General features: G+C 58.7%; 21 protein-coding genes. 9 read left to right on the top strand and 12 right to left on the bottom strand.

Annotated features, from left to right (window positions below):
• Nucleotides 1–113: 113 nt before the first annotated feature.
• The 4 genes from cydC to BMX62_RS02640 form a co-directional block, all read right to left on the bottom strand.
• Nucleotides 114–1,787, bottom strand: coding sequence for a thiol reductant ABC exporter subunit CydC (gene cydC / locus BMX62_RS02655; protein ID WP_090203719.1), 1,674 nt, complete (start codon nt 1,785–1,787; stop codon nt 114–116).
• Complete coding sequence (gene cydD, locus BMX62_RS02650) at nt 1,784–3,424, bottom strand: thiol reductant ABC exporter subunit CydD (RefSeq protein WP_274377149.1); 1,641 nt, start codon at nt 3,422–3,424, stop codon at nt 1,784–1,786. The genes cydC and cydD overlap by 4 nt, the downstream gene beginning before the upstream one ends.
• 92 nt (nt 3,425–3,516) lie before the next feature.
• A complete protein-coding gene (gene cydB / locus BMX62_RS02645) occupies nt 3,517–4,521 on the bottom strand; it encodes a cytochrome d ubiquinol oxidase subunit II (protein WP_090203716.1) in 1,005 nt (334 codons plus the stop codon).
• Nucleotides 4,522–4,540: 19 nt separating this feature from the next.
• Entirely contained in the window at nt 4,541–5,929 is a 1,389-nt protein-coding gene (locus BMX62_RS02640) for a cytochrome ubiquinol oxidase subunit I (protein ID WP_090203864.1), read from the bottom strand.
• 199 nt (nt 5,930–6,128) lie between these two features.
• Here BMX62_RS02640 and BMX62_RS02635 point away from each other — a divergent pair, with 199 nt between their 5' ends.
• Nucleotides 6,129–7,262, top strand: coding sequence for an efflux RND transporter periplasmic adaptor subunit (locus BMX62_RS02635; protein ID WP_090203714.1), 1,134 nt, complete (start codon nt 6,129–6,131; stop codon nt 7,260–7,262).
• Between the two features lie 18 nt (nt 7,263–7,280).
• Nucleotides 7,281–10,340, top strand: a complete 3,060-nt coding sequence (locus BMX62_RS02630) for an efflux RND transporter permease subunit (RefSeq protein ID WP_090203712.1) — start codon at nt 7,281–7,283, stop codon at nt 10,338–10,340.
• Here the strand turns inward: BMX62_RS02630 and BMX62_RS02625 are convergent.
• From BMX62_RS02625 to BMX62_RS02615, 3 genes are read right to left on the bottom strand one after another with little or no spacing between them, the layout of a single operon-like run.
• Nucleotides 10,328–12,463, bottom strand: coding sequence for an ATP-binding protein (locus BMX62_RS02625; protein ID WP_143339643.1), 2,136 nt, complete (start codon nt 12,461–12,463; stop codon nt 10,328–10,330). The two genes, BMX62_RS02630 and BMX62_RS02625, sit on opposite strands and share 13 nt — an antisense overlap.
• Complete coding sequence (locus tag BMX62_RS02620) at nt 12,450–13,619, bottom strand: FIST signal transduction protein (RefSeq protein WP_090203705.1); 1,170 nt, start codon at nt 13,617–13,619, stop codon at nt 12,450–12,452. The genes BMX62_RS02625 and BMX62_RS02620 overlap by 14 nt, the downstream gene beginning before the upstream one ends.
• Nucleotides 13,620–13,653: 34 nt before the next feature.
• Nucleotides 13,654–15,735, bottom strand: coding sequence for a putative bifunctional diguanylate cyclase/phosphodiesterase (locus BMX62_RS02615; protein WP_238375818.1), 2,082 nt, complete (start codon nt 15,733–15,735; stop codon nt 13,654–13,656).
• 265 nt (nt 15,736–16,000) lie between these two features.
• Between BMX62_RS02615 and fabI the strand changes: the two genes are divergently transcribed.
• The 3 genes from fabI to BMX62_RS02600 are packed head-to-tail and all read left to right on the top strand — an operon-like array spanning nt 16,001 to nt 19,399.
• Nucleotides 16,001–16,777 carry an enoyl-ACP reductase FabI gene (fabI, locus tag BMX62_RS02610; protein ID WP_238375817.1) on the top strand — a complete coding sequence of 259 codons (777 nt, stop codon included), beginning with the start codon at nt 16,001–16,003 and terminating at the stop codon, nt 16,775–16,777.
• A 3-nt stretch (nt 16,778–16,780) separates the two neighbouring features.
• Nucleotides 16,781–18,190, top strand: a complete 1,410-nt coding sequence (locus BMX62_RS02605) for a bifunctional enoyl-CoA hydratase/phosphate acetyltransferase (RefSeq protein WP_090203699.1) — start codon at nt 16,781–16,783, stop codon at nt 18,188–18,190.
• A 3-nt stretch (nt 18,191–18,193) separates the two neighbouring features.
• Entirely contained in the window at nt 18,194–19,399 is a 1,206-nt protein-coding gene (locus tag BMX62_RS02600; protein WP_090203694.1) for an acetate/propionate family kinase, read from the top strand.
• Between the two features lie 35 nt (nt 19,400–19,434).
• Here BMX62_RS02600 and BMX62_RS02595 read toward each other — a convergent pair whose 3' ends face one another.
• Entirely contained in the window at nt 19,435–20,574 is a 1,140-nt protein-coding gene (locus BMX62_RS02595; protein ID WP_090203691.1) for a transposase, read from the bottom strand.
• A gap of 39 nt (nt 20,575–20,613) precedes the next feature.
• On the opposite strand from BMX62_RS02595, the gene BMX62_RS12570 reads away from it, so the two are divergent.
• The gene (locus BMX62_RS12570) at nt 20,614–21,147 is read left to right on the top strand and encodes a hypothetical protein (protein WP_143339642.1); all 534 of its coding nucleotides are present in this window, start codon (nt 20,614–20,616) and stop codon (nt 21,145–21,147) included.
• Nucleotides 21,148–21,228: 81 nt separating this feature from the next.
• Here the strand turns inward: BMX62_RS12570 and BMX62_RS12875 are convergent, their stop codons facing one another.
• Nucleotides 21,229–21,603, bottom strand: a complete 375-nt coding sequence (locus BMX62_RS12875; RefSeq protein ID WP_162273488.1) for a phasin family protein — start codon at nt 21,601–21,603, stop codon at nt 21,229–21,231.
• Nucleotides 21,604–21,679: 76 nt separating this feature from the next.
• On the opposite strand from BMX62_RS12875, the gene BMX62_RS02580 reads away from it, so the two are divergent.
• Nucleotides 21,680–22,519 (top strand): DJ-1/PfpI family protein, encoded by an 840-nt coding sequence (locus tag BMX62_RS02580; protein WP_238375816.1) that lies wholly within the window; start codon nt 21,680–21,682, stop codon nt 22,517–22,519.
• 84 nt (nt 22,520–22,603) lie between these two features.
• On the opposite strand, the gene hflD is transcribed toward BMX62_RS02580, so the two are convergent.
• From hflD to BMX62_RS02565, 3 genes are read right to left on the bottom strand one after another with little or no spacing between them, the layout of a single operon-like run.
• Nucleotides 22,604–23,239 (bottom strand): high frequency lysogenization protein HflD, encoded by a 636-nt coding sequence (gene hflD / locus BMX62_RS02575; protein WP_090203674.1) that lies wholly within the window; start codon nt 23,237–23,239, stop codon nt 22,604–22,606.
• A gap of 50 nt (nt 23,240–23,289) precedes the next feature.
• Nucleotides 23,290–24,441, bottom strand: coding sequence for a tRNA 2-thiouridine(34) synthase MnmA (gene mnmA, locus BMX62_RS02570; RefSeq protein WP_274377148.1), 1,152 nt, complete (start codon nt 24,439–24,441; stop codon nt 23,290–23,292).
• 4 nt (nt 24,442–24,445) lie between these two features.
• A complete protein-coding gene (locus BMX62_RS02565) occupies nt 24,446–24,907 on the bottom strand; it encodes an NUDIX hydrolase (RefSeq protein WP_090203858.1) in 462 nt (153 codons plus the stop codon).
• 173 nt (nt 24,908–25,080) lie between these two features.
• Between BMX62_RS02565 and icd the strand changes: the two genes are divergently transcribed.
• Both icd and clpS read left to right on the top strand, forming a co-directional pair.
• Nucleotides 25,081–26,337, top strand: coding sequence for an NADP-dependent isocitrate dehydrogenase (gene icd, locus BMX62_RS02560; protein WP_090203668.1), 1,257 nt, complete (start codon nt 25,081–25,083; stop codon nt 26,335–26,337).
• Between the two features lie 43 nt (nt 26,338–26,380).
• Nucleotides 26,381–26,701, top strand: a complete 321-nt coding sequence (gene clpS / locus BMX62_RS02555; RefSeq protein WP_090203665.1) for an ATP-dependent Clp protease adapter ClpS — start codon at nt 26,381–26,383, stop codon at nt 26,699–26,701.

Genomic DNA, 26,701 nt, shown 5'->3' with positions numbered 1-26,701 from the left:
GAGCCCTTGGTGTTCATGTGGACAACCCCAACCTCCCATTATTATGGTCTCCTGTCTTTTGTCGTTTTCGGCATCTTCCTCGCCATCACGCCCGCGAAAGCGGGAGTCCAAACCTACGGTGCCATTTCCTGCAAGCGACCTTCCCGCAGCCTGTAGTGGATGGTGCAGGGGGGAGCCATGGCCGGCTCATGGGCAATCACCAGAGTGGCCCGTCGGGACAGCCAGGGCGTCAGACGCTGCCTGAGCCGCTCGATGGTGGCCGGATCCAGCCCCCGGAAAGGCTCGTCCAGGATCACCACCGGGGCATCCTTGAGGATCAGCCGGGCCAGGGCCAGACGCCGGGCCTGACCGCCGGAGACCAGGGCGCCGCCTTCCCCCACGGGGGTGTTCAGACCCTGGGGCAGGGTGGCGATGAAATCCTCCAGACCGGCCAGAAACAGGGCTTCCTCCAGGGCCGCGTCGTCGGCCTCCGGCCGGGCCAGGCGCAGGTTGGCGGCGATGGTGTCGGCAAACAGCACCGTCTCCTGGCTGAGCACCCCGACGGTGTCATACAGATCGGTATAGGTCATGGCCTGAACCGGAATGCCACCCACCCGGGCTTCCCCCGCCTGGGGCGCCAAAAGGCGCAGGGCCACGGCGGTGAGACTGGTCTTGCCCGCACCGCTGGGGCCGGTAATCAGTACGCACTCACCGGGCTGGATATTCAGATCGATCCCATTGAGCACCCAGGGGGCATCGTTGCCATGGCGCAACCGGATGCCTTCCAGGGTGAGGCTGCCTTCACCGTCGGGCCGTTGGGGGTGGGCCGGTTCCGGCAGGGCGGGACGGGTATGGGCCACCTCCAGCAGTCGGGTGGCGGCGGCCCGGATCTGCCCCAGACGCTGATAGGCCCCCGGCAGCATGGCCACGGCCTCGGACAGGCCCAGGGTGGCCAGGACCAGCAGCACCACGATGGGGGCTGTCACCATGTCCTGCGACAGCCAGCCCACCCCCAGCCACAGGGCCAGCCAGACCGCCCCCAGACCCGCCAGCATGGCAGCCGTATCCCCCAGGGCGCCCCAGCGCACCAGCCGGATCTCGGCCTCGGCCCGGTCCCGTTCGGCGGCGGCCAGGGCGGCCTGTTGCCGGGGCAGGGCGCCGAATACCCGCAGTTCCGCCAATCCCTGCACGCCTTCCACCGTCCGTTCCCGCACCTGGGCGGCGGCCTGGATGCGGGCCTCGCCACTGCGCCCGCCCAGGGCCACGGCGACGGCGGGCAGGATCAGGCCGGCCAGGGCCAGCACCGCCACCACCCACAGCACCGTGAGGGGGGCCAGCAGGCCGAAGAACAGGGCGCCTCCAAGCAGGGTAAGGATGGCGGTCAGGGTGGGGGTGATGACCCGCAGGAACAGGCCATCCAGGGTATCGATATCCCCCACCAGCCGCTGGAGCAGGTCGGCGGCGCGAAAGCGGGCCAGGGTGCCTGGGTCCAGGGGCGACAGGGCACGGAACAGCCAGCTGCGCAGGTCCGCCAGATGGCGCAGCACCGCCTCGTGGTTGACGATGCGCTCGGCATAGCGGGCCACGGTACGTCCCACCGCCAGGGCGCGGATGCCGCCGGCGGGTCGGTAAATGTCCAGGGCAATGATCAGTCCCGCGCCCGCCAGGGCGGAGGCGGTGATGAACCAGCCGGACAGGGCCAGCAGGCCGGTGGCGGCCACCACCGTGAGGACCGCCAGCAGCAGCCCCCCCAGGAACCAGGGCAGGCGAGGCAGGGCAAGGCGAAGGAAGGGGATCAGATCTTTCATGGGGGTTCGCCGATATCGCCGGCATCATGGACCACGCGACCGTCCTGGAGGGTGATGACCCGATCCGCCCAGGCCAGTACCCGAGGGTGGTGGCTGGCGATGAGCACGGTGGCGCCGGCGGTGGCGGAGCGTTCCAGGGCTTCGAGCACCAGGGCTTCGGCCTCCGGGTCCAGGCCGGCGGTGGGCTCGTCCAGCAGCCACAGGGGAGCCTGTTTGAGGGCGGCCCTGGCCAGGGCGACCCGCTGGGCCTGCCCGCCAGAAAGCCCCCGTCCCCGTTCTCCCAGCACGGTCTCCAGTCCCTTGGGCAACCCCTCGGCAAAGGTCATCACCCCGGCGTCGGTGGCGGCCCGGATCACCGTGGCCTGGTCCGCGTCGGGGCGGCTCAGACGGATGTTGTCGGCCAGGGTGCCGGCAAAGAGATGGGGGCGCTGTCCCACCCAGGCTGCCTGGCGCAGGGGATCGGGGGCGGCGCCGTTCACGCTCACCTGTCCCTGATCGGGCTCGATGAAACCGGCCAGCAGGTGCAGCAGGGTGGACTTGCCGGCGCCGCTGGGTCCGGCCAGGGCCACCCGTTCACCGGGGCGGATGTCCAGGTTGATCCCGTCAAGGGCGGTGCGTCGACCCCCATCAAAACCTACATGCACGTCCCTGAACCGGATCGACATCCCGCCGGGGCCAGGTGGTGGCGTGGGTGTGGTCGGTGTGGTCGGGGCGGGCTGCCGCAACAGGGGCAGGAGGGTCTGGGCCGCCCCCAGGGCCGCCGCCCGGTCATGGTAGTGCAGGGCCAGCTGCCGCAGGGGCTGGAAGAAATCCGGTGCCATCAGCAGGATGAACAGCCCCGAGAACAGGGTGAGCTGGCTGGCCGGCCCCCAGTGCAGATAGCCGATCAGGGCAAAACCCACGTACATGGCCACCAGGGCGATGGCGACGGCACTGAAGAATTCGAGTACGGCGGAGGAGAGAAAGGCCACCCGCAGAACTTTCATGGTGGTGACCCGATAGCCATCGGCAGCCTCGGCCACTTCGTCCACCGTCCGTTCCTGGGCATTGAACAGGCGCAGGGTGGTCAGACCCTGGAGCCGGTCGAGGAAATGCCCCCCCAGGCGGGCCAGGGTTTCCTGTTGGCGCTGGCTGACCTGTTCGGCGCCCATGCCCAGCAGGGCCATGAAGAAGGGAATCAGCGGGGCGGCGAACAGCAGGATCAGGGCGGCGAGCCAGTCCTGGGTGAGGGCGGCGATGAAGATCCCCAGGGGCACCAGCAGGCTCACCGCCATCTGCGGCAGGTAGCGGGCGTAATAGCCGTTCATGCCCTCCACCTGCTCGACGATGGCCGAGGAAAGGCTGCCGCTGTGGCGATGTGCCAGGCGTACCGGACCCAGGGCGGCCATGTGGGCAAAGAGTTCATCCCGCAGCCGACTCTGGATGCTCAGGGCCGCCGCCTGCCCCAGGGTTTCCCGGGACCAGTTCAGGGCCGCCCGCAGCCCCATGACCAGGGCCAGCCAGGCAAAGGCCCCCGTCAGTGCCGACAGGCCGTCGCCATGGGTGATGGCGCGATCCAGGATGAAGGCCAGCAGTCCTGCCTGGGCGATCACCAGCAGTCCCGACAGGACGCCGGCACCGCTGGCCAGGCTGAGCAGACCCCGGGCCGGGGCGACGCGGGCGTTGAGCCAGCGTTTCGCCTCGGCGTTGGGGATGGCGGGGGTGTGGTGGGGGGAGGGGCTTGCGTCGTTCAGTGGTAACCCTCTCCGATCCGGACCTTGCCGCGGAACACCCAGTAGGTCCAGGCGGTATAGGCAAGGATGATGGGGATGACGAACAGAAGCCCGATCAGGGTGAACAGCTGTGCGTCGGGCGAGGAAGCCGCATCCCAGAAGGTGTGGTGGGGCGGGACCGCATAGGGCCACATGCTGATCAGAAGGCCCAGGTAGGCCAGCAGGAACAGGGCCAGGGTGGCGATGAAGGGCGTGCCCTCGGCCCGCCGACCCAGGCCGCGCCAGAGCCACAGACCGGCCAGCAGGGCCAGGGTGGGGAAGATCCACAGCAGGGCGGCGTGCTCCAGCCAGCGTTCGAGGATATGGGGGTAGGCCACGGCGGTCCACAGGCTCACCAGCAGGAAGACCCCCAGTACGGTCAGCACCATGCGGCCGGCAATGCGATAGGCCAGGGTCTGCAGGTCACCTTCGGTCTTCATGATGAGCCAGGTGGCGCCCAGCAGGGCATAGCCAGCCACCAGGCCCAGCCCGGTCATCACCGTGAACGGCGTGAGCCAGTCGAAGGCGCCACCCACATAGGAGAAGCCTTCCACCTCGAAGCCCTGAATGTAGGCCCCCACCACGGCCCCCTGGGCAAACGCGGCCACCAGGGAACCGCCGAAGAAGGCAATATCCCAGCGCCGTCGTTTGTGGGGTTCGGCCTTGAACCGGAACTCGAAGGCCACGCCGCGGAAGATCAGTCCCGCCAGCATCAGGAACACGCCGATATACAGGGCGGGCAGGAACACGGCATAAATGAGCGGAAACGCCGCCAGCAGGCCGGCGCCACCCAGGATCAGCCAGGTTTCGTTGCCATCCCACACCGGGGCCACGGAGTTCATCATCACATCGCGTTGGTCGTCATTGCTGGCAAAGGGGAAGAGTATACCCACCCCCAGGTCAAAACCGTCCATGAACACATACATGAACACGCCAAAGCCGATGATGAAGATCCAGATCAGGGTCAGGTCAATCAGTTCCATGTCTGCGTGCTCCCGGCCATCAGGCCATGGTCTTGTCGTCGGCGGCGGATAAGGGCCGCTTGGCATGGGCGCCGGGCTGATCCTCCGACAGGTCTGCCTGATCCGGTCCCTGGCGAATGATGCGGATCAGGAAACTGATGCCGGCAATGAACACCACCGCGTAGACGACCACATAGCCCACCAGGGTGAACAGGGCCATGGCCCCGGTCAGGGAGGGGGTGAGTCCGTCGGCGGTACGGATCAGACCGTAGGCCAGCCAGGGCTGACGCCCCACCTCGGTGACGAACCATCCCGCCAGAACGGCCACAAAGGGTAGCGGAATCATCAGGCTGGTCAACCTCAAAAAGCGCTTGGATTCCACCAGACGATCCCGCCAGGTGAGCCAGGCGCCCCACAGGGCGATGATGATCATGAGCAGGCCGATGGCCACCATGATGCGGAAGGACCAGAACACGGTGGGCATGTGGGGGCGGTCCTCGGGCGCCCATTCCTTCAGGCCGGGAATGGTGCCGTTCCACTCATGGGTGAGGATCAGACTGGCCATGTTGGGGATGCCGATCTCCAGGAAGTTGCGCTCCTGGGTCTGGCTGGGAATGGCGAACAGCAGCAGTGGTGCGCCGTCGGTGGTTTCCCAGACCCCTTCCATGGCCGCCACCTTGGCCGGCTGGTGCTTGAAGGTATTGAGGCCGTGCATGTCACCCACCAGCAACTGGGCCGGGGCGGCGATGGCCAGCATGATCAGGCACATCTGCAGGGCCTTTTTGGACGCCTCCGGCGCCTTGCCCTTGAGCAGGTACCAGGCCGATACCCCGGCCACTACGAACCCACCGGTGAGGAAGGAGGCCAGGGCCACGTGGAAGAAGCGGGGGAAGAAGGACGGATTGAAGATGGCCTCGCTCCAGGAGGTCAGATAGACGATGCCATCCCGCAGTTCGGCCCCCGCCGGGGTCTGCATCCAGCTGTTGGCGGAGAGAATCCAGAACGAGGAAATGAAGGTGCCCAGGGCCACCATGCAGGCAGCGAACAGGTGAGTACCCCTGGGCACCTTGTCCCGACCAAACAGCAATACCCCCAGAAACACCGCTTCCAGGAAGAAGGCGGTGACCACCTCATAGGCCAGGATCGGGCCGAGGAAATTGGCGCTGGCGTAGGAGAACACGCTCCAGTTGGTGCCAAACTGGAACGACATGACAATGCCCGACACCACCCCCATGCCGAACACCACGGCGAAGACCTTGGTCCAGAATCGGGACAGTTGCTCGTAGGCGGGATTACCGGTTCGGTAGAGCAGACCCTCCAGCAGGGCGATGTAGGAGGCCAGGCCAATGGTGAAAACGGGAAAAATGGCGTGGAATGAGACCACGAAGGCGAACTGGATTCGTGATAGAAGTAGGGGGTCAAGCTCCATCATCAGGCGATCCTCGTGAGTCCCGAAAAGAGTAGCGTATTGTGGTCCCTATCCGGTTTAATTCCCATGATTTTGGTCAAATTTAAATTTTTGCGCCCGATCCGCTTGTTGGGAAAGCAAAATGCGGTACGCTAACGGTCCGCCGCTCGCTTTGGCTTCGAGGCCGGCTTCCAGTCAAGGATTCCTCATCTTCCCGCTTATGAAAAAAAGATTCTTCAATCGGCGCATGATCCTCATGCTGCTGATCGTTTCCCTGCTGCTGGGCGGTGTGTTCGGTTACAAGGCATTCATCAATGCCCTGATCACCGACATCTTCGACAACCTGCCCGAGCCGGTGGCCACCATCACTGCCACCGAGGCCAGGGAACTGGTGTGGCGGCCACAACTGGAGGCGGTGGGCAGTTTTGTCGCCGTGCAGGGGGCTGATCTGACCACCGAGGTGAGCGGCATCGTGCAGGAGATCCTGTTCGACAACGGCGCCCAGGTCCAGGCCGGGGAGGTGCTGCTGCGCCTGGACAGCCGCACCGATGTGGCCCAGCTCCGTCGCCTGGAGGCCGCGGCCCGGCTGGCGGATCTGGAACGGGAGCGAGCCCGCCGGCTGGTGCGTCAGAACAATATCTCCGAAGCGGAGTTGCAGCGCCGGGAGAGCGAGGCGGAACAGGCCGCGGCGGCGGTGCAGGAACAAAAGGCCCGTATCCAGCAAAAAACCCTGACGGCGCCCTTTTCCGGGCAACTGGGCATCCGCCGGGTGAACGTGGGCCAGTTCCTTTCCGCCGGTGATCCGGTGGTGTCCCTGCAGGCCCTCAATCCGATCTATCTCAATTTCTCCCTGGCGGAGCGCCGCCTGGGAGAGGTGGCACCGGGACAGCCCCTGGGGGTGAGGGTGGATGCCTTCGGGGATAGCTTCGAAGGTCGCGTCCGTGCCATTGAACCCGCCGTGCGGGCCTCCACCCGTACCTTCGAGGTTCAGGCCATCATTCCCAATCCGGAACAGCGACTGCGCCCCGGCATGTTCGGTCGCGTGACCCTGGATGTGGGAGAAGAGGCAACGGTGGTGGTGGTGCCCCAGTCGGCGGTGAGCTTCAACCCCTATGGCGATTCGGTCTATGTGATCCAGTCGGGTGACGGGGATGAACTGCGGGTGCGCCAGCGTTTCGTGCGTACCGGCACCCGGCGCGGGGATCTGGTGGTGATTCTGGAAGGGCTGGCGCCGGGGGAGCGGGTGGCCACCAGTGGCCTGCTCAAGCTGCGCAACAACGCCGTGGTGAAGATCAACGACGATCCCGATCTGCAGCCTGGCGAAGAATTGGCACCCACACCGCCCAATGCCTGATGCGGCCGGAGAGCCTTGATGCGATTTACTGATGTCTTCATCCGTAAGCCGGTGCTGGCCACGGTGGTCAGCCTGTTCATCCTGCTGCTGGGGATCCGGGCCGGCTTTGAGCTGAACGTGCGCCAGTTTCCGGAGATCCAGAATGCGGTGGTGACGGTCACCACCACCTATATCGGTGCCGATGCCAACCTGATCCAGGGGTTCATCACCACGCCCCTGGAACGGGAGATTGCCGCCGCCGAGGGGATCGATTATCTGGTCTCCACCAGTCTTTCCGGCGTCAGCACGGTGCAGGCCTACCTGCGCATGGACCATGACCCCAACGAGGCCCTGACCCAGATCGCCGCCCAGGTCAACAAGGTCCGTTCGGATCTGCCCCAGGAGGCGGAGGAGCCGGTGATCCAGTTGTCGGTGGGCGAGACCATCGCCGCCATGTACATGAGCTTCTATTCCGAGGTGCTCAGTGACAACCAGATCACCGATTACCTGGTGCGGGTGGTGGAGCCGCAACTGGCCACCTTGCCGGGGGTGCAGCGGGCCGAGATCCTGGGGGCACGGACCTTTGCCATGCGCATCTGGCTTGATCCCGAGCGGATGGCGGCCCTGGGGGTGACGGGTGCCGATGTGCGTCGCGCCCTGCAGGCCAATAACGTGCTTTCGGCGGTGGGAAGCACCAAGGGTCGCCTGGTGTCCGTGGAGTTGACGGCGGAAACGGACCTGTCCAGCGCCGAGGATTTCGAGCAATTGGTGGTGAGATCGGAACAGGACGCCATCGTCCGGTTGCAGGACATTGCGGAAGTGGAACTGGGTTCGGAGCGCTATGACAGCGCCGTGAGTTTCAACGGCCAGTCCGCCACCTTCATCGGCATCGAGGTGTCGCCGGATGCCAATGCCCTGGACGTGATCGCCGATGTTCGACGGGTCTGGGCGCGGGAGATCGAACCCCAGTTCCCCGAGGGTCTCAAGGGAGACATCGTCTATGACTCCACCCTCTACATCGAGAGTGCCATCCAGGAGGTCCTGATCACCATCCTGCTGGCCCTGGTGATCGTGGTGGCGGTGATCTATGCCTTCCTCGGTTCCATGCGCAGCGTGATCATCCCGGCCCTGGCGGTGCCCCTGTCGTTGATCGGCACCCTGTTTTTGATGCTGCTGATGGGGTTTTCCATCAACCTGCTCACCCTGCTGGCCATGGTGCTGGCCATCGGTATCGTGGTGGATGATGCCATCATCATGGTGGAGAATGTCCATCGTCACATCGAGGAGGGCATGAAGCCGCTGGAGGCGGCTCTGCAGGGCGCCCGGGAACTGGCCTGGCCCATCATTGCCATGTCCACCAGCCTGGTGGCGGTCTTCATCCCCATCGGCTTTGTCGGCGGTATCACCGGCACCCTGTTTGTGGAATTCGCCTTTACCCTGGCGGCCTCGGTGATCCTCTCCGGCGTGATCGCCCTGACCCTTTCCCCCATGCTCTGTTCCCGCCTGCTCAAGCCCCACGGTGAGGGCGGTAAACGCCGCTTTGAGGCTTGGCTTGATGCCCGCTTTGACGGGCTGCACCGGCGTTATGAGCGTCGTCTCCACGGGATTTTAGATGATCGCCATGTGGTGCTGGTGTTTGGTCTGATTGTCCTGGTGTCCTGTTATTTCCTGTTCATCACCAGCAGCAGCGAGCTTGAACCGGCGGAGGATCAGGGTTTCGTCTTTGCCATCGCCCAGGGGGATGCCCCCATGACCCTGGATCAGCTGGAGCGCAACACGGCGGTGATGAACCGGTATCTGGACGAGATTCCGGAGCTTTCCAATATCTTCATCATCAATGGTTTTGGCGGCACCCATACCGCGGTGGCGGGTTTCGTGCTGGTGCCCTGGGACGAGCGTGATCGCAGCACCCAGGCAGTGCTGGATAACGACCTGCAGCCCCGGCTGGAAGAGATCCCGGGGCTGAGCATCTTCGCCTTGGCGCCGCCGTCCCTGCCCAGTGCCGGAGGCGGCGCTCCGGTGGAGTTCGTCATCCGCTCCACCGATCCTTCGGAGAACCTGCTGGAGGTGTCCAGGGAGATGGTGAATCGGGCCATGGCCAGTGGTCGTTTCATCTACATCGATGGCGACCTCAGGATCGATAGCCCCCGGACCGAGATCCATATCGACCGGGAAAAGGCCGCCCTGATGGGGGTGGACATGCAAACCCTGTCGGCGGACCTGTCGTCTCTGTTCTCCGGCGGTTTCGTGGGCCGCTTTGCCCTGGATGACCGGTCTTACCGGGTCATTCCCCAGCTGCAGCGGGTGGATCGGCTGACGCCGGATCAGATTGAGGATCTCTATACCCGCAACCGGGACGGCGAGCTGGTGCCGCTGGATACCCTGATCACCCTGAAGGACTCGGTGCATCCCCAGCAGCTCAAGCGCTTCCAGCAGCTCAACGCGGTCACCCTGTCCGGTGTGCCCCGGCCAGGGGTGACCCTGGGGGAGGCCCTGGAGGTGCTGCAGGAGATCGCCGCCGATGTCCTGCCGCCGGGTTACAGTGTGGATTATGCGGGGCAGTCACGCCAGTTCATGACCGAGGGCCGCCAGCTGGTGATGACCTTCTTCTTTGCCCTGGTGGTCATCTACCTGGTACTGGCGGCCCAGTTTGAATCCTTCAGGGATTCGTTGATCATGCTGGTGACCGTGCCCATGTCCATTGCTGGTGCGCTGCTGTTCGTCAGCCTGGGCCTGACCACTCTGAATATCTATACCCAGGTGGGGCTGCTGACCCTGATTGGCCTGATCGCCAAGCACGGCATCCTGATCGTGGAGTTCGCCAACAAGCTGCAGGAGCAGGGGTTATCCCGTCGGGAAGCGGTGGAAAAGGCGGCGGGGATTCGGCTCAGGCCCATCCTCATGACCACGGCGGCCACGGTGCTGGCCATGATCCCGCTGCTGATTGCCAGTGGTCCTGGCGCCGGTTCCCGGTTTGCCATGGGCCTGGTGATCGCCGCCGGCATGACCATCGGCACCCTGTTCACCCTGTTTGTGGTGCCGGCGGTGTACACCTATCTGGCCCGGGACAGGGCCGCCATGAGCGCTCAGTCCAGTTGATCCAGTGGTGGACTTTTGGCCCATTGTTCTCGTAATGGGGGCAGCAATGTCGCCATCTGTGCCATAAGGTCGTCAAGAGCCAGGCGGATGGCATCGGTGTTCCCCTGATTTCGGCACAGGGTTTCCAGGTGTTGGGCTGCATCCTTGGCGGCGCTGGCGCAGAAGGTGCCACATTGGCCCTTGAGGGTGTGGGCATGGATGCCCAGTTCGTGCATCTTCCCCTCGGCCAGATGGGCCTGCATCTGTTGCAACTGATCATCGATCCCTTCGAGAAAGACCGCCAGCACCTGAATGAGCAGGGATTCATCATCACCGATCTGCCTGAGCGCCTTGTTCCAGTCAAAAGGCAGAGCTTGAGTGCTTTGGGCAAGTGTTTCGCGCCATTGAGTCGAATGTTCCTCGATGAACCAGGCGGGTTCATTTTCAATATGGATGTCGTCAATGTCCGTGTCCGGGGTATCCATCGGTAGTGAGGGAGGATACTGTGTCAGCACCCGGTCGATTTCCTGGATCAGTACCGGATACTGGATGGGTTTGGCGACATAACCTTGTATATTGTTGGCAAGGTAGCGTTCCCGATCTCCGGCCATGGCATTGGCGGTGATGGCAATGATGGGGCAATTGGGCCAGTGATTTTCCTTTTCCTGCTGGCGGATGTGGCAGGTGGCCTCCAGACCATCCATCAGAGGCATCATCATGTCCATGAAAATCAGGTCAAACCCCCTTCGGGCTGCCATTTCCACGGTTTCCAGACCATTTTCTGCCACGGTATACACAGCATCGATGCGGTCCAGCATCTTTTTGATCACCATTTGATTGATCAAATTGTCTTCGGCCACCAGTATCCGCAGTTTCATCCTGCTGAGTTGTTCCGTAACCTGGGCATGTTGGATGTCGATATCGGAAACATCCGGCGGCGGGTTGCCGTGAGGCAGGGTCAGTTGGATGGTAAATTTCGAACCCTTGCCCACCTCGCTGGTCACCGAGATTTCCCCGCCCATCAGGGTGATCAGTTTACGGGTGATGGCCAGTCCAAGCCCCGTGCCCTCGTACATCCTGCTGTAAGTGTTGTCGCCCTGTTCAAAGGTCTCAAAGATCCGTTCAATGGCATGGGTGGGGATGCCGATGCCTGTGTCCTCCACGGACAAGAGGATATCTGCACCCTGATCATGCTGGCTGACCAGTGTTGCCTTGAGTGTGATCTCTCCTTTTTCAGTGAATTTGATGGCATTGCCCATCAGGTTGATGATGATTTGGCGCAGTCGAGTGGCATCCACCTGCACATATCTGGGCAGGTTGGGGTCTAGCTGGTGCTTGAGCTGCAATCGTTTACAGTGGGCCGTGGGGGTCTGGCTGCGGACGATCTGGATCAAAAGTTCAGGTAAATCATGGTCTTTGGCCTCCAGTGTCATTTTTCCGGCATCGATTCGGGACAGGTCCAGTACCGCATTGATGATGCCCAGCAGATGTTCTGCCGATAGCCGGGCCAGTTTTAGCTGTTCCCTGGCTTCCTCCGGCAGGGGGTGATCCAGCACCACATCCAGCAGTCCGAGGATGCCATTCATCGGAGTGCGAATTTCGTGGCTGATATTGGCCATGAACAGGCTCTTGGTCCGTTCGGCGCTTTGGGCGGCTTCCATCTGCTGTTTGAGTTCCTGCTCATAGATGCAGGCACGAATGGCCTGGGCCAGCTTTTCCATCAACTTGGGCAGGCTGTTGAACAGATCCTCGTGAATCGGGGAGGTATGCTTGCGTACCACCAGCACGCCAAATCCGCTCAGTGCAAACGCATACCAGTGCTGGCCTTCTTCCTCCTCATAGTGCAGGGGCAGACGGGACAACCAGGGTTCAAAGTCGGCAGGCGCCTGAGGTATGTCCATCCGCTCCAGAAAGGCATTGAAATATGGCCTCTGGATGACGCTGCGTGGGATTGCCTCGACGATCTTCTGTGTGGGCGCTGATGCCCCTGCCCCGTCGGCAGTTTGTATCACCACTGCGAGATTGAAATTGCACAAGCGCATCATGGTGCCCAGGCTATGCCTGAGCATCCGGTTCAGTTCCAGGGTCTGACCAACGGACAGGGCAATTTCATAAAGAATCTGTGTGGCTTCAAGCCGTTTCACCTGAATGTCCTTGTTCCAGATCAAAGAGGCAGAGTACGGAGGTCTTGTTCATGAATTCCATATAGTCCTTTCCTGTGTTGGCGATTTCTCCCAGGGTAAAGGCACCGAACAAGGGCATATTACCACCGGCCTCTTCCAGTTCACGGGAGATCTCATCTCCTAGAAACAGCACTCTGGAGATGCAGTCGATGAATAATGCGGAGGATTGATGGCCAGCAGGATATCGTGCCTGAGCAATCTTTCTGGCCTGGGTGGCGGCCTGAACAAGAGAGCTGGGTGTGCCGTTGAGGAGTTTGACAAAACAGCCTTCATTGACCTCTCCCACACACATCAGGGAATGATCGTCTACCACCATCAAGGGATCCCGCACCACCATTTCGCTGTCCAGTTTCGAGATGCCAAAGGGATAGGCCTTGGCAATATCGAAAAAGTTATCCCGGGTAATCTCCTGTCCGCCGTGATCAAGAATCATTTCTCGATACACTTCAAAGGCCGGTTTCCAGTCCAGAGAGTGAATGATGTTTCGTTCCGAGGCGGTGACCTTGAGGGTCTGGCTGATGGGTTCCCAGCCGTGGGTGACGCCGATACTGCTGGAAAGGGGAATGCGGGCCATGACGGCAGTATCCTGGGTCAATCCCTGGGGAGTGATGATACAGGGCTTTTGTTGCAGGCTCAGAGAACCGGCGCCGCCGCCGACAAAATTAAAATCCAGACCAAAATGCAGAAAGAGAGATTCAATCAGGGCACTGATCCGACTGGAAAAACCATCCACAAAGACGATGATGGTATTGTCACTGTCCAGCGCTTGGTGCCATTGTGTCTGGTCATCGAGGATACTGGAGTCGATATCCATCGATTTGTCACTTAAATTGTTGATGAATAAAAGATCTGCTGTCACTGGTAACCCCACCAGCAGGGTACCTTTGGTATGGGGTTTACGCTCGTGGATGATCTGGGGGAAGGTGCCGCCAAACACCGGTAACCGGCATTGTTTAAATAGCGCCGTAGCCGCTTCGGGGCACCAGTTGTCTTCGTCGCAACCCAATATCATCAAGGTTTTCACCCCCGGTTGCTGTTCCATGGCCTGTATACAGGGGGCCAGAGCTTCCAGAGTGCCTGTGGTTTCAAGGTGAAACTGGATATCCAATGTGTTCATCAAGCGGTTTCCATGTTGTGCGGCTGCAGGGTGGTTAATGATCTGGCATGACAAGCTGTTGATCATGGGTCAGCAGGGCTTGAAGTTCATCTGCCGGTACAGGTCTGGAAATCAGATATCCCTGTATTTCGTTGATCCCCAAGGCATCCAGATAGTCCCTCTGCCTTAGACTTTCCACACCTTCGGCAATGGTTTTCAGTCCCAGACCCTGGCTAAGGGCAGTCAAAGAGCGGATGATGGCCCGACTGTTGCGGTATTCAGTGATGTTGTCGATAAAGCTTTTGTCGATTTTCAGGGTGGTCAGGGGGAATTTCAGCAAATACCCAAAGGAGGAGTAACCAGTCCCGAAGTCATCAATGGCGATATGAAAGCCCATATCCCTGAGTTGACGCAAAATGGTCATGGTGGTTTCGGGGCTGTGCATGGCAATGCTTTCGGTGATTTCCAGTTCAAGATTGGCGGGTTCAATCTTGTAGCGTTCCACATGGGCCAAAATGCGGTCCGCCAGGTCCGGTTCGAATTGGCGTGCAGAGAGATTGACGCTCATACGCAGATCCAGCCCTTGGCGACACCAGCGGGCGGCCTGTTGACAGGCCTGGGCAATGACCCAATCACCCACATGCTGAATTCTGCCGGATTCTTCCAGCAGGGGGATGAATTCTGCTGGAGAGATGATGCCTCGTTGACTATGGCGCCAGCGGATCAGTGCTTCCACTCCCACGATCCTGCCACTGGACAACTCCTGTTGAGGTTGGAATACCATGAAGAATTCGTTTTTTTCCTGAGCCATCCGCAGGTCTGTTTCCAGCAGGATGCCCAGGGCTCTGTCTTCGTGACAGTGTTGCTGGTATGAGGTGAATTTCTTGCCGGCACCTTGGCTGCGGGCGGTGCGCTGGGCTTTTCGGGCCAGTCGCAGCAATGCTTCTGCCTGGTGTCCATTGTCGGGCCACAGGCTGGCGCCCACAGAGAAGTCCACAAAAACCGATTTGCCATTGATAAAGTGGGGGCGATCCAGATGACACAGGTCGATCTGGATGTTGCTGCTCTCCTGGTCGCTCCGAAGTGCAAGACCGAAAGAGTCGTCTTCCAGACGGCAAAGCAGGGTACTGGAATCTGCCTGCTGCCGCAGCCGTTGGGCGAATACCCGCAGTACGTTGTCACCGGACTCATGCCCGAAAGCATCATTGATCCGATGCAGGCGATCAATATCCACCACCATGATCTGCCATCGGTCCTTCTGCTGGCAGCTGATATCCAATTGCTCCTGCAGGAGCCGCAGAAACAACCGTTCCTTGGGCAGTTGGGTCAGTTCGTCGTGTTCCACCAGATAGAGCACCTGATTTTCCAGGGTTCGCAGCCCGGTGACATCCTGAAAGGCACCGATCATGGCCATGCCGGTATTTTCGTTGGGACTTGGACTGCCCTGTAGGCGGAGAATGCGCTGGTTGGCACCCTGACCCAGGCGAATTTCCAGGTCCAGACCCTCCTGATGGCACATGGCCAGTTCGATCCGTTTTTCTGTGTCCCGGCGTTGTTCTGTGTGGACCAGTTGCAGAAAATCGCTGATGTGAGCGGGCATCGGATCTCGCCAGCCCAATACCACATGGGCATCTTCCGACCAGAGCAGGCGGCCCGACTGCCGCTGCAGTTGCCAGAACCCCAGTCTGGCCAATCTGCAGGCGCTTTCCTGTTCAGTCTGAGCCTGTCTCAGGACCGCTTCCCGTTCAGCGCCGCTGAGCACATAGCGGATGCGCCGGGAGAGCAGGGGCAGGTTGATGGGCTTGGTCATAAAATCGGTGGCACCCGCCTGAAACGCCGTGTCGATGGATTGAACGTCCTCGGCACTGGTGAGCATCAAAATGGGAATCCAGGCACCTTCGCTCTGGGCACGAATGGTCCGTACCACTTCAAAACCGTTCATCTTGGGCATGGTGACATCCAGCAGGATCAGGTCTGGCCGGTGACTGGCAAACGCCTCAACCCCAGGTTGGCCATCCTCCGCCTCGATGATGGTGTACCCCTGACGTGATAATCCGACCCGGATCATCAGGCGTATGGTGGGATCATCGTCGATGATCAGGATCTGCTTGTTGTTGCTCGATGTCGTATTCATCATATTGCGCGAAAAGCCCGTCCTTCAGATGGAGGAAGTTGACCCGCAAAGCGTCCGGAATGAAGGGGCTGAACCGCTTCAGAATCAAGGTTAACAGACCTGACCCGTGGATGGGGTCTGGTGGCCGCTGCACCGGATCATTGAGGGGGAAAAATCTTAAATTGACATGCAGGCATCATGTGTATCTGCTAATCTTCGCTGCAATGCAACATAATTTCTGATTGCCTGTCACAGCAGATAGGTCAAACCCTTAAATGGAGATTTTCTTATGACGAATCAACCGTTTTCGATGCAGGGCATGACCGGTATCATCACCGGCCTGGCCAATGGGGACAGCATCGCTTTGGGCTGCGCCAAGGCCATGCACCAGGCGGGCGCGGAAATGATTGTCACCTACGGTCATCCCAAGGCCGAATCCCACGTTCAGCCCCTGGCTGGCGAGATGGGTCATCCTGAGCTGATGCTCTGTGATGTTCGTGAGGCGGCTCAGGTCGATGCCCTGTTCCGTCGTGCTGCCGAACGCTGGGGCAAGCTGGATTTTTTAATCCATTCCATGGCCTTTGCCCCCAGAGATGACCTGCACGGTCGTGTTGTGGATTGTTCCTGGGAAGGTTTTGCCCTGGCCATGGACATATCCTGTCATTCATTCATCCGTCTGGCCCGTCAGGCTGAACCTCTGATGCAGGCAGGTGGCACCCTGATCACCATGTCCTACTACGGCGCAGAGAAGGTGGTAGACAACTACAACCTCATGGGGCCGGTCAAAGCAGCGCTGGAATCCAGCGTTCGCTACATGGCCGCAGAACTGGGGCCTAAGGGTATCCGGGTGCATGCCCTCTCCCCCGGCCCCATTCGTACCCGGGCCGCTTCGGGTATCCAGGATTTTGAGGATCTGGCCCGTGACGCGGAAACCCGCTCCCCCTTGCGCCGCCTGGTTGCTACCGAAGATGTGGGTCAATGTGCCGTCTTCCTGGCTTCCGGAGCAGGCCAGTCGTTGACGGGGAGCACCCTGTACGTTGACGCCGGACATAACATAAAGGCTTGAATCATGAACAAAAAAACCGATTTGGGTTATATCGAAAACCGTACATTCAGCGAAATCCGGGTAGGTGACGAGGCGGTCATCGAGCGTCGTCTTACCATGGATGACATCAAGTTGTTTGCCATCATGTCCGGGGATGTGAACCCGGCTCATGTGGACGAGGACTTCGCCAAGAGTTCCCGCTTTCAGGAGATTATTGCCCACGGCATGTGGGGTGGTGCATTGATCTCCACGGTACTGGGTACGGAGTTGCCGGGTCCGGGCACCATTTATCTGGGGCAGACCCTGCGGTTCCGTGCCCCCGTGGGCCTGGGTGACATCCTGCAGGTGAAGGTCAAGGTGCTGGAGAAGAATGCCGACCGCAATTTAATCAAGTTCGACTGTCGGTGTACCAATCAGGAAGGTCGGGATGTGATCGAAGGTGTGGCAGAAGTGCTGGCGCCTTCCGAAAAAATCCGTCGGCCCCGTACCGTGATGCCCAGGGTACGCATGTCTGAACGGGCTCGTTTGCACGAGTTGCTTCATGCCGCTACCCATCCAGAACCGGTGGACATGGCTGTGGTGCATCCAGTGGATGCCCCTTCCATTCTGGGGGCTTATGAATCTGCCCGGGCTGGCCTGATTCATCCCATTCTCATTGGCCCTGAGGATCGTATCCGCGCCGCAGCAGATGAGGCAGAAATTGATATCAGTGATTTCCGTATCATTCATGCGCCCCATAGCCATGCTGCAGCAGAGGAAGCGGTTTCCATGACCCGTGCTGGCAGTGTGGGCGCCATCATGAAGGGGTCTCTGCATACGGATGAGCTGTTGCGGGAAGTGGTGCGCAAGGACGCCGGTCTACGTACCGAGCGACGGATCAGTCATGTCATGGCCTTTGATGTGCCGACATATCCCCGGCCCTTGTTCATTACTGACGCGGCCATCAATATCTACCCGGATCTGGCGGACAAGATGGACATTGTCCAAAATGCCATCGATCTGGCCCATGCTGTGGGTAATGAGCAGCCCAAGGTGGCTATTCTCTCGGCGGTGGAGACGGTCAATCCCAAGATTCAATCCACGCTGGAAGCGGCAGCCCTGTGCAAGATGGCGGAACGCGGACAGATTACAGGCGGTGTACTGGATGGGCCGCTGGCCTTTGATAATGCGGTTTCCGAGGCAGCGGCAGCCACCAAGAACATCATTTCTCCGGTGGCTGGTCGGGCGGATATTCTGGTGGCACCGGATCTGGAAGCGGCCAACATGCTCATGAAGCAGCTGACCTATCTGGCCGATGCTACCGGGGCCGGTCTGGTGGTGGGGGCTAGAGTGCCCATTGTGCTCACCAGTCGTGCCGATGATGCCATTACCCGAATGGCATCCTGCGCCCTGGCCCTGTTGCTGGCGGATTATCAGAAAAAAACCGGAAGGTAGGTCATGGACGATATTTTGGTCATCAATAGCGGTTCTTCCAGTCTCAAGTTTGCACTTTTTGGACGGGGGGCGGCTGTGTCCCTGGGGGACTTCAAGGTCCGTTACCAGGGGCATTTTTCTGGTTTGGGAGGCCATCAGGCCCATCTGGTGGTCCGTGACGGTGCGGGCCAAACCCTGAGGGATGAATTGCTTGCAGGTGACGGCAAACACTGGGGACATCCTGAGGCTCTTGAAGAACTGCTGGAGTGGATGGAGGCACGTCCTGAGTCCGGCGGTATTGGGGCCATCGGTCATCGTGTTGTACACGGCGGGCGGGATTACCGCGCGCCGGTTCTTTTGCAGCCAGCCATTCTGGAGGCGCTGGAGGCCTTGATTCCTCTGGCGCCATTACACCAACCCCATGGATTGGCGCCGGTGCGCACTCTGGCTCAATTGCGTCCTGATGTTCCACAGGTTGCCTGTTTTGACACGGCTTATCATGCAACCCATAAAGCCGTGGCCCAGACCTTTGCCTTGCCCCGTCAACTGACCGAAGCGGGATTGATTCGCTACGGTTTTCATGGGCTGTCCTACGATTACATCAGTCGATGTCTGCCGGATCATCTGGGCACCAAAGCTACCGGTCGGGTGGTTGCTGCCCACCTGGGTAATGGAGCCAGTCTGTGTGCCATGCAGGATGGCGTCAGTGTGGCTTCTACCATGGGTTTTACCGCCCTGGATGGTCTGCCTATGGGAACCCGTTGTGGCACCATTGATCCGGGGGTGGTGTTGCACCTGATGACCCAGGACGGTATGACCAGCGATCAGATCAGTGATTTACTCTATAAACAATCGGGATTGCTGGGGGTTTCGGGCATCAGTGCGGACATGCGCGACTTGCTCGATAGCACAGACCCTGCAGCGGCGGAAGCGGTAGCCCTGTTTTGCTATCGTACCTTCCGGGAAATCGCCAGTCTTGCAGCAGCCTTGGGGGGTCTGGATCATCTGGTGTTCACTGCAGGGATCGGTGAACATGCTGCGCCGGTAAGGTCCATGGTGTGCCAGGGGTGTGAATGGCTCGGTGTTCACATCGATGAGGTGCGCAACGCAAGGGGCGAAGTGCGCATCAGTACCGACGACAGTCCCGTGGGTGTCTGGGTGATCCCGACTGATGAGGAGCGGATGATTGCCTGGCATACCGCTCGCTGTGTGGCGGGCCTGGGGACCTGATTGCTTGCTGGAAGGTTTTGGCAGGTTTTCCCGTGTCAAGCCGCTTGTTTGGTGAAAACCTGCCTTGAGATGGCAATGCCCCGCATGCGTTGGCATCGGCGTCGACGTGCCAAGGCGGCCAGTGTTTCCGGTGTACCAATCACAGGGCCAAAAGTGTTGAGCAGATGCCCTGCATGCTGCATGAATTGATCCGGGTCCATGCAGAGCCTGACCAAGAGTTTTGGTGGTGTGGGGATATATCCCGGCTTGAAGGGATGCACGCATTGGCCCAGGGTCTGGGTGAGTTCAAGGTAGTCCTCAAATGAAAATGGAATACCGTATTCCATTGAATTTTCAGTTATAAAAGGCAAAAGTGGGGCTTGGGGAATGGTCCGCAGCGATGATTCCGGGTGAAGGGGCTGGTTGTATCCAGCGTGGTCTTCCCTGGAACCGATTCCCATTGGGACAGGGATTGCTGGTGCCGGGGGTAATGCCTGGATATGGACCGGATCTGGCGGGGCTGTTTCCCGATCTTTTTCTGTATTGGTGTGAGCAATATTTCTGATACGCCGGGCAATCGAGGTGTGATTGCTCTGGGCAGGGGTGTCGGCGATACCCGCTCGAACAGGATTGAGATCCACGTAGGACATGGCTGCCAGCAAGGCCTGATCGTCCAGTAGTGCCTGGCTTTTGAACCGCCCCTCCCAGAATCTGCCCTTGACCCCGTCTTCCCGATTGGCCTGGCGGGCAATGGATTCATTGAGTACCCGCATAAACCAGGACACGTCATGCAGACGTGCCCGGTATGTTTCCGCCAATTCTTCCACCTCAGCAAGTTCCGCCGCGCTCATTTTTGGCCTTTCATCAGAGAGATACCGCTGGACCGTAATGGGGCCTGCAAATAATTGTGTCCAGCGTTTGAGGGTTTGCTCCAGGGTCCAGGTCTGGGGGCGTGAGGCATCGACCCTGAGCACCACGTGGTAATGGTTCGACATCACTGCGTAGGCAGCAATATCGATGGCAAAGATGGATGCCAGAGACAAAATACGATCCTCGATCCAGCCCCGGCGATGGGCGTAGCTGGTGCCGGTGGCGGGATCATTGCCGCATAAAAATGCGCGCCTTACGCAACGTGTGACCACGTGATACCAGGGCGTGTCTTCAAGGCTGATTTGTGATGCACGGGGCTGTGTCATGCCTTGAGGATAGGTGTTTTTCCATGAAAATGCAATAAAGTGGGTGTCCTTTTAAATTTCGGAAAAGAAAAAAATAATCTGATAACCTATAAAATTCAAAAAGATGAGGCAAAAACAATGAAAAAAACAGCAGCATTACTGATGGCCGCATGGCTGGTTGCAGGGTGTAGCCCAACAACAGAAGAGCAGAGTTTTTATGGGGTCTGGAAAATCGAAGGCTTTACCAGTACTCCAGCTGCGGGCGTCGCGGAGGAGCAGGCCCAAAAAATTCTGGGACAAACCAGTGTCTATTCAAAACACATTGCTCATTTCAAAGAAATTCAATGCCTTAAGCCAAGTTACGTCGTCAAGACCTTGAGTGAGGATGAATTCAAGAATCAACACGGTATCCATTTTGAATCCTTGGGTCTGACAGAAGAAACTGCCAAACAGATCGAAATCACCTGCTTTGACCATCCCATGGAAGATTCAATGACCTTGTTGCCTAAAGGGGAAAATGAACTCCTCATCGCCTGGAATGGCCTGTTTTTTGAGGCTCATCGCAAAACCGGCTCTCCTTTTTCCATGCGCTGAACAAAAAAATGCCCACCAGATGGTGGGCATTGATGTCGATTCCTCACCCCTGCATCAAGGCCGGGGTGAGGATGACAAGGATCAAGCAGTTTTGCGGGTCTTGGCAGGGTCAATGCTGGTCACGGTAGCCAGACCTTCTTCGCTCAGCTTCTGCACCTCTTCGGCGTAGCCACGCTGAAGTTCCACCAGCTCATTGGCATCCTTGGCCACTTTTTCACTCAGCGACTTGGTGGCTTCTGCCTGGGCGGTCATGTAAGCCTGGAAGCTCTTGGGATCGGTGACCGTCTGCATGGCACGCATCTGCTCGATGCTGATTTCCGAATAGCTGCGGAACAGACTGATCTGGTACTCCACCAACTTGGCTACGTGATCCAGGGTGGCGTTGTTGAACTTGCGCGCAGGCGCGACAAATTTTTCGAACTGTTCCTGACTGCCGTTAAAAAATTCGTTGTACATGGCAAATCTCCTGTTGGGTTTGCCAAGAATGGGGGGATTCCCAATCTTGTTGCAATGCAGCATAACGGAATTTTTTGTGCAATGCAACATCGGTTTTCCAGAAAGAATCCCCTGGCTGCCAGAAAAAACCGTAAAAATAGGATGCATAATCGAAAAAACCGGATTATTTTTTGACCACATTGAAGATTCATCCAAAGTGGCCATGCCCCTTAACCCCAACATGCAGGAGGACGCGACCAGGCTTCGCGCAAAACCCATGAGCAATCACATTGCAATCCGACGTACCCTGGTGGGAATACTGATTTTCGATCAAGTGGAAGTGCTTGATTTTGCGGGACCGTTTGAGGTCTTTGCCACAACCCGTCTGGATGAATCCAGGCGTGCTGAAACAGAATCACCTTTCGATATTCGGTTAATTGCCGAACATCGACGTCCAATCACCACAACGGGGGGGATGATGGTTGTGCCTCATCATGATTTCACCGACTGTCCGGAACTGGACATTTTGGTGGTACCAGGAGGCAAGGGAGCGCGTCGAGAGATCAATAATCCGGTTTTGATGAACTGGATCAGAGATCGTTCTGACGGGTTTTCCCTGCTGGCGGGAGTCTGCACGGGGGCTATGTTGCTGGGCAAGGCAGGTTTGCTCGATGGTCTACGGGCAACCACCCATTGGCGATCCCTGAACTGGATGCGGGATTCTTTTCCAGCTGTGATGGTGGTGGAAGATGAATTTGTGGTGGATGCCGGTTCTGTCATCACCTCGGCGGGCATCTCCGCCGGTATAGACATGGCGCTGCAGCTGGTTCTTCGTTATCACGGTCAGGATGTGGCCAGGGCTGCAGCCCGATACATGGAATACCCGTTTCCAGAAAACAGTCGTCGGCGCATCCTGGAAGGCCTGACCCAATCCTGATGGAGCAACCACCTGATAATCCGGCCCCCGGCACCAGCAGGATCAGGTCAGGTCAACGGCCTCTGGATTTTTCGCGGTCAAGCATCAGGATGCTTCTGAGGTCTCCTCCAGCATGAAACGCGCCTCAGCCAACATGGCATTACGGCCAAAAACCAGCTTCCATCTTGACCCCCCAGCCTGACGCCAAAGGACCGCTGCCCGAATCCCCGCCAGCAGCAGGGCACGGATGCGGGCTGCATTATGGGGATTGCCCAGATGGTTCTGTTCACCCTGGACGATAATCCGTGGCCCCAGTTCGCTAATAGTGTTCTGGTAGGTCTGCCCCAAACGGGATACCACCTGATCATGGAGGATGCCAAAGGATTCGCTTTGGTGAGCAGCCACCTCAATGCCGTCCCGCAAAGTCTGGACCATTCCTGGTTGTTTCATCAACTTGCGTTCCAGATAAAGCATACTGATGACATAGCGGGAAATTTCCCCGTCCACCTGTCCGTTTGGTGACTGAATCTGCTCCAGCAGAATTTTTAACCCCCGGCGCAGATGGATGATGCCGCCGTAAACATCTTCCAGGGTGCCTGCCTCAAAGGCAAACAGGCTGCGGACCATGGTGTCCAGTTGTTCAGCATCGCATTGACCACGCCAGGCGACATCCTTGACCAGTGCGGCAGACTGAAACATTGCGGCCAAAGCCAGGGCTCGATTACGGTGTGAAGCTTCCACGGTTCTTTTTCCATCTATGTTGCGGGGTTTGGATACCCCATATCATCTGGTTATTGGGGTGCTGTATCCCTGCGGGCAATTACGCCACCCCCAAGACATTCAGACCCCTGATAAAAAACCACCGACTGTCCGGGAGCAACAGCCCGTTGTGGATGATAAAAGCGGACCTGGAGTGCCTCCGATCCGTCCTTCACCGGCGTCACCATGCAGTCCTGATGGGGTTGCCGATAGCGAATCTTGGCTTGACAGTGTAAGGGCATCGTGGGCGTTTCACCCGAAATCCAGCTCACATCCGTAGCCACCAGGGCTGTGGCATGCAATGCCGGGTGATCATGTCCCTGAGCTACGATCAGGCGATTGCCAGCCATATCCTTATCCACCACATACCAGGGATTTTCCGCAGCGCCATGAACACCGCCAATGCCCAGCCCCTGACGCTGGCCAGGGGTGTAGTACATCAAACCCTGATGCTCTCCCAGAACCTGGCCATCAACACTGGTGATCAGCCCCGGCTGAGCGGGCAAATAGCGCATGAGAAAGTCCCGAAACCGGCGCTCGCCAATAAAGCAGATCCCCGTGCTGTCCTTTTTATCGTGATTTTCAAATCCAGCCTGGGCTGCCATTGCTCTCACCCTGGATTTTTCCAGTGCTCCGAGGGGGAACAGGGTACGGGACAGGGCATTTTGACCCAAGGCATGGAGAAAATACGATTGATCCTTATTGGGATCCAGGCCCTGCAGCAATCGAAAACGACCGTTTCGTTCATCCACTTGGGCGTAATGCCCTGTGGCAATGAGATCGGCCCCCTTGTCCAGGGCATAATCGAGAAAGGCGCGAAACTTGATTTCCCGATTACACAAAATGTCTGGATTGGGGGTGCGGCCCAGACGGTATTCTCGAAGAAAATGGGCAAACACCCGATCCCAGTATGCCTTGGCAAAATTAACCTTATGCAGGGGAATTTCCAGTTCAGCACATACGGCCTTGGCATCTGCCAGATCGGCAGCCGCAGAGCAGTAGCCGGGTTCGTCGTCATCCTCCCAGTTTTTCATGAACAACCCTTCCACTCGATATCCCTGCTCCATCAGCAGCAAGGCAGATACGGAAGAGTCCACGCCGCCGGACATGCCGACGATGACCCTTTTGGCACGAGAAGGTGTCATCAGTTTCTCCGCAAGAAACCCGGTTTCCTCAAGGACCACATCTTTAAACAGCGGGAATTGACGGCAGATCTGTCAATAAATCCAAGGGATAACGCTGCCCGGACAGGTAATCATCAATACAGCGCAGCACCAGCGGTGAGCGCAATGTTTCCGGGCGGGCAATCAATGCATCCCGGTGCAGCCAGTGGGTATCGAGGATGTCCGGGTCCCGGTGATGACCAGGTACCGGGTCCGATACCTGACCGGTGATGGCCACACGGATAAAAGTCAACCCTGTGCCCTCGTGCCTCAGGCGATAAATACCCACCAGGGCCTCCGGGACAAAGTGGCGACCGGTTTCCTCCAGGGTTTCCCGAACAGTGGCAGCAATCAGGCCTTCGTCATCTTCCAGGTGGCCCGCAGGCTGATTATAGACACTGCGTCCCTGCTCCAGTTCTTCCACCAGCAGGAACCGGCCATCCTGTTCGACAACGGCGGCCACGGTGACACGAGGGGTCCAGACCATGTTCAAGGGATTCCTCAGGGATGATTCAACGGCACAGTGTACATGATGATGTCGGGCAAATGAGGCAGTGGTTGGCCATCCTGGCCCGATTCGTGCCCTGTGGTCCAACCCGAGGCCGTGTATAATCCCACCAAAACCCTTTACAACAACTTCAATATTACAAGGGAGTGCCCATGGCATACCAACATATCAAAGTCCCCGCGGAAGGCGTCAAGATCACCGCCAATGAAGACTTCTCCCTGAATATCCCCAACAACCCGATCATTCCCTTCATTGAAGGCGACGGCATTGGCGTGGACATCACCCCGGTCATGCAGCGGGTGGTGGATGCTGCCGTGGAAAAAACCTACGGCGGTGAGCGCAAGATTGCCTGGATGGAGGTTTTTGCCGGTGAGAAGGCGACCCATGTCTATGGTGGTGACCATTGGTTACCCAGGGAAACCATGGAAGCGGTCAGGGACTTTGTGGTCTCCATCAAAGGCCCCCTCACCACCCCTGTAGGTGGTGGCATCCGTTCCTTGAACGTGGCTCTGCGCCAGGAACTGGACCTGTACGTCTGTCAGCGTCCGGTACGCTACTACACCGGCACTCCCAGCCCGCTCAAGCAACCGGAAAAGACCGACATGGTGATTTTCCGGGAGAACTCCGAGGATATCTACGCCGGGATTGAATGGGCTGCAGGGAGTCCTGAAGCCAAAAAAATGGTGGACTTTCTGATCAACACCATGGGGGTTTCCAAAATCCGCTTCCCGGCAACCAGCGGTATTGGTGTCAAGCCCGTATCCGAGGAAGGCACCAAGCGTCTGGTCCGCAAGGCCATCCAGTACGCCATCGAGAACGATCGCAGTTCCGTGACCCTGGTACACAAGGGCAACATCATGAAATTCACGGAAGGGGCCTTCAAGAACTGGGGCTATGAACTGGCCATGCAGGAGTTTGGTGCCACTGAAATCGACGGTGGTCCCTGGTGTCGTCTGCAAAATCCTAAAAATGGTAAGGAAATCATCATCAAGGATGTGATTGCCGACAACTTTTTGCAGCAAATCCTGTTGCGGCCGGAAGATTACAGCGTCATTGCCACCATGAATCTCAATGGCGACTACATCTCCGATGCCCTGGCCGCCCAGGTGGGTGGTATCGGTATTGCCCCTGGGGCCAATCTGTCTGATACCGTAGCCATGTTCGAGGCCACCCATGGAACTGCGCCCAAATATGCCGGTCTGGACAAGGTGAACCCCGGTTCCCTGATCCTGTCTGCAGAAATGATGCTGCGTCATCTAGGCTGGGTTGAAGCGGCTGATCTTATCGTCAAGGGTCTTTCTGGTGCCATCAGCTCTGGCCGTGTCACCTACGATTTTGCCCGCGCCATCGATAGCGCCACCGAACTGTCCTGTTCGGAATTTGGCGAAAACATCGTGGCACACATGTAACCACCTGATCAGGAACCCAATCACCACGAATTGATCTGACGCCATGGGAGATAAACACAAGCATCAATCCAACCCTGGGCTGGTGGTCGAGCCAGCAAGGCCCCAGCTCCAGCAGCCGCCGCAATATAAAGTCATGCTGCTCAATGACGACTACACTCCAATGGAGTTCGTGGTTCAGGTTCTGGAGGTCTTCTTTGCGATGGACCGGGAGAAGGCCACCCGGGTCATGCTTCATGTGCACACCCGTGGCAAGGGGGTGTGCGGCATTTACACTCGGGATATTGCCGAAACCAAGGTGGCTCAAGTCAACGATTATTCACGGGAACACCAGCATCCATTGCTCTGTGCAATGGAAGAGGCCTAG

Origin of the sequence: Ectothiorhodospira magna (assembly GCF_900110965.1) — a bacterium.
Classification (GTDB): Bacteria; Pseudomonadota; Gammaproteobacteria; order Ectothiorhodospirales; family Ectothiorhodospiraceae; genus Ectothiorhodospira; species Ectothiorhodospira magna.
The sequence above is the reverse complement of the archived record's forward strand: the minus strand, read 5'-3'. Positions and strand labels throughout refer to the sequence as shown.

Excerpts from the sequence above, each read along its gene's own strand:
- BMX62_RS02620 (WP_090203705.1), bottom strand. The coding sequence starts at position 13,619 with ATGAACACATTGGATATCCAGTTTCACCTTGAAACCACAGGCACTCTG.
- icd (WP_090203668.1), top strand. The coding sequence starts at position 25,081 with ATGGCATACCAACATATCAAAGTCCCCGCGGAAGGCGTCAAGATCACC.
- clpS (WP_090203665.1), top strand. The coding sequence starts at position 26,381 with ATGGGAGATAAACACAAGCATCAATCCAACCCTGGGCTGGTGGTCGAG.
- fabI (WP_238375817.1), top strand. The coding sequence starts at position 16,001 with ATGACGAATCAACCGTTTTCGATGCAGGGCATGACCGGTATCATCACC.
- BMX62_RS02635 (WP_090203714.1), top strand. The coding sequence starts at position 6,129 with ATGAAAAAAAGATTCTTCAATCGGCGCATGATCCTCATGCTGCTGATC.
- BMX62_RS02605 (WP_090203699.1), top strand. The coding sequence starts at position 16,781 with ATGAACAAAAAAACCGATTTGGGTTATATCGAAAACCGTACATTCAGC.
- BMX62_RS02640 (WP_090203864.1), bottom strand. The coding sequence starts at position 5,929 with ATGGAGCTTGACCCCCTACTTCTATCACGAATCCAGTTCGCCTTCGTG.
- cydC (WP_090203719.1), bottom strand. The coding sequence starts at position 1,787 with ATGAAAGATCTGATCCCCTTCCTTCGCCTTGCCCTGCCTCGCCTGCCC.
- BMX62_RS02595 (WP_090203691.1), bottom strand. The coding sequence starts at position 20,574 with ATGACACAGCCCCGTGCATCACAAATCAGCCTTGAAGACACGCCCTGG.
- cydB (WP_090203716.1), bottom strand. The coding sequence starts at position 4,521 with ATGGAACTGATTGACCTGACCCTGATCTGGATCTTCATCATCGGCTTT.
- BMX62_RS02600 (WP_090203694.1), top strand. The coding sequence starts at position 18,194 with ATGGACGATATTTTGGTCATCAATAGCGGTTCTTCCAGTCTCAAGTTT.
- BMX62_RS02565 (WP_090203858.1), bottom strand. The coding sequence starts at position 24,907 with ATGGTCTGGACCCCTCGTGTCACCGTGGCCGCCGTTGTCGAACAGGAT.
- BMX62_RS02630 (WP_090203712.1), top strand. The coding sequence starts at position 7,281 with ATGCGATTTACTGATGTCTTCATCCGTAAGCCGGTGCTGGCCACGGTG.
- BMX62_RS12875 (WP_162273488.1), bottom strand. The coding sequence starts at position 21,603 with ATGTACAACGAATTTTTTAACGGCAGTCAGGAACAGTTCGAAAAATTT.
- BMX62_RS02615 (WP_238375818.1), bottom strand. The coding sequence starts at position 15,735 with ATGATGAATACGACATCGAGCAACAACAAGCAGATCCTGATCATCGAC.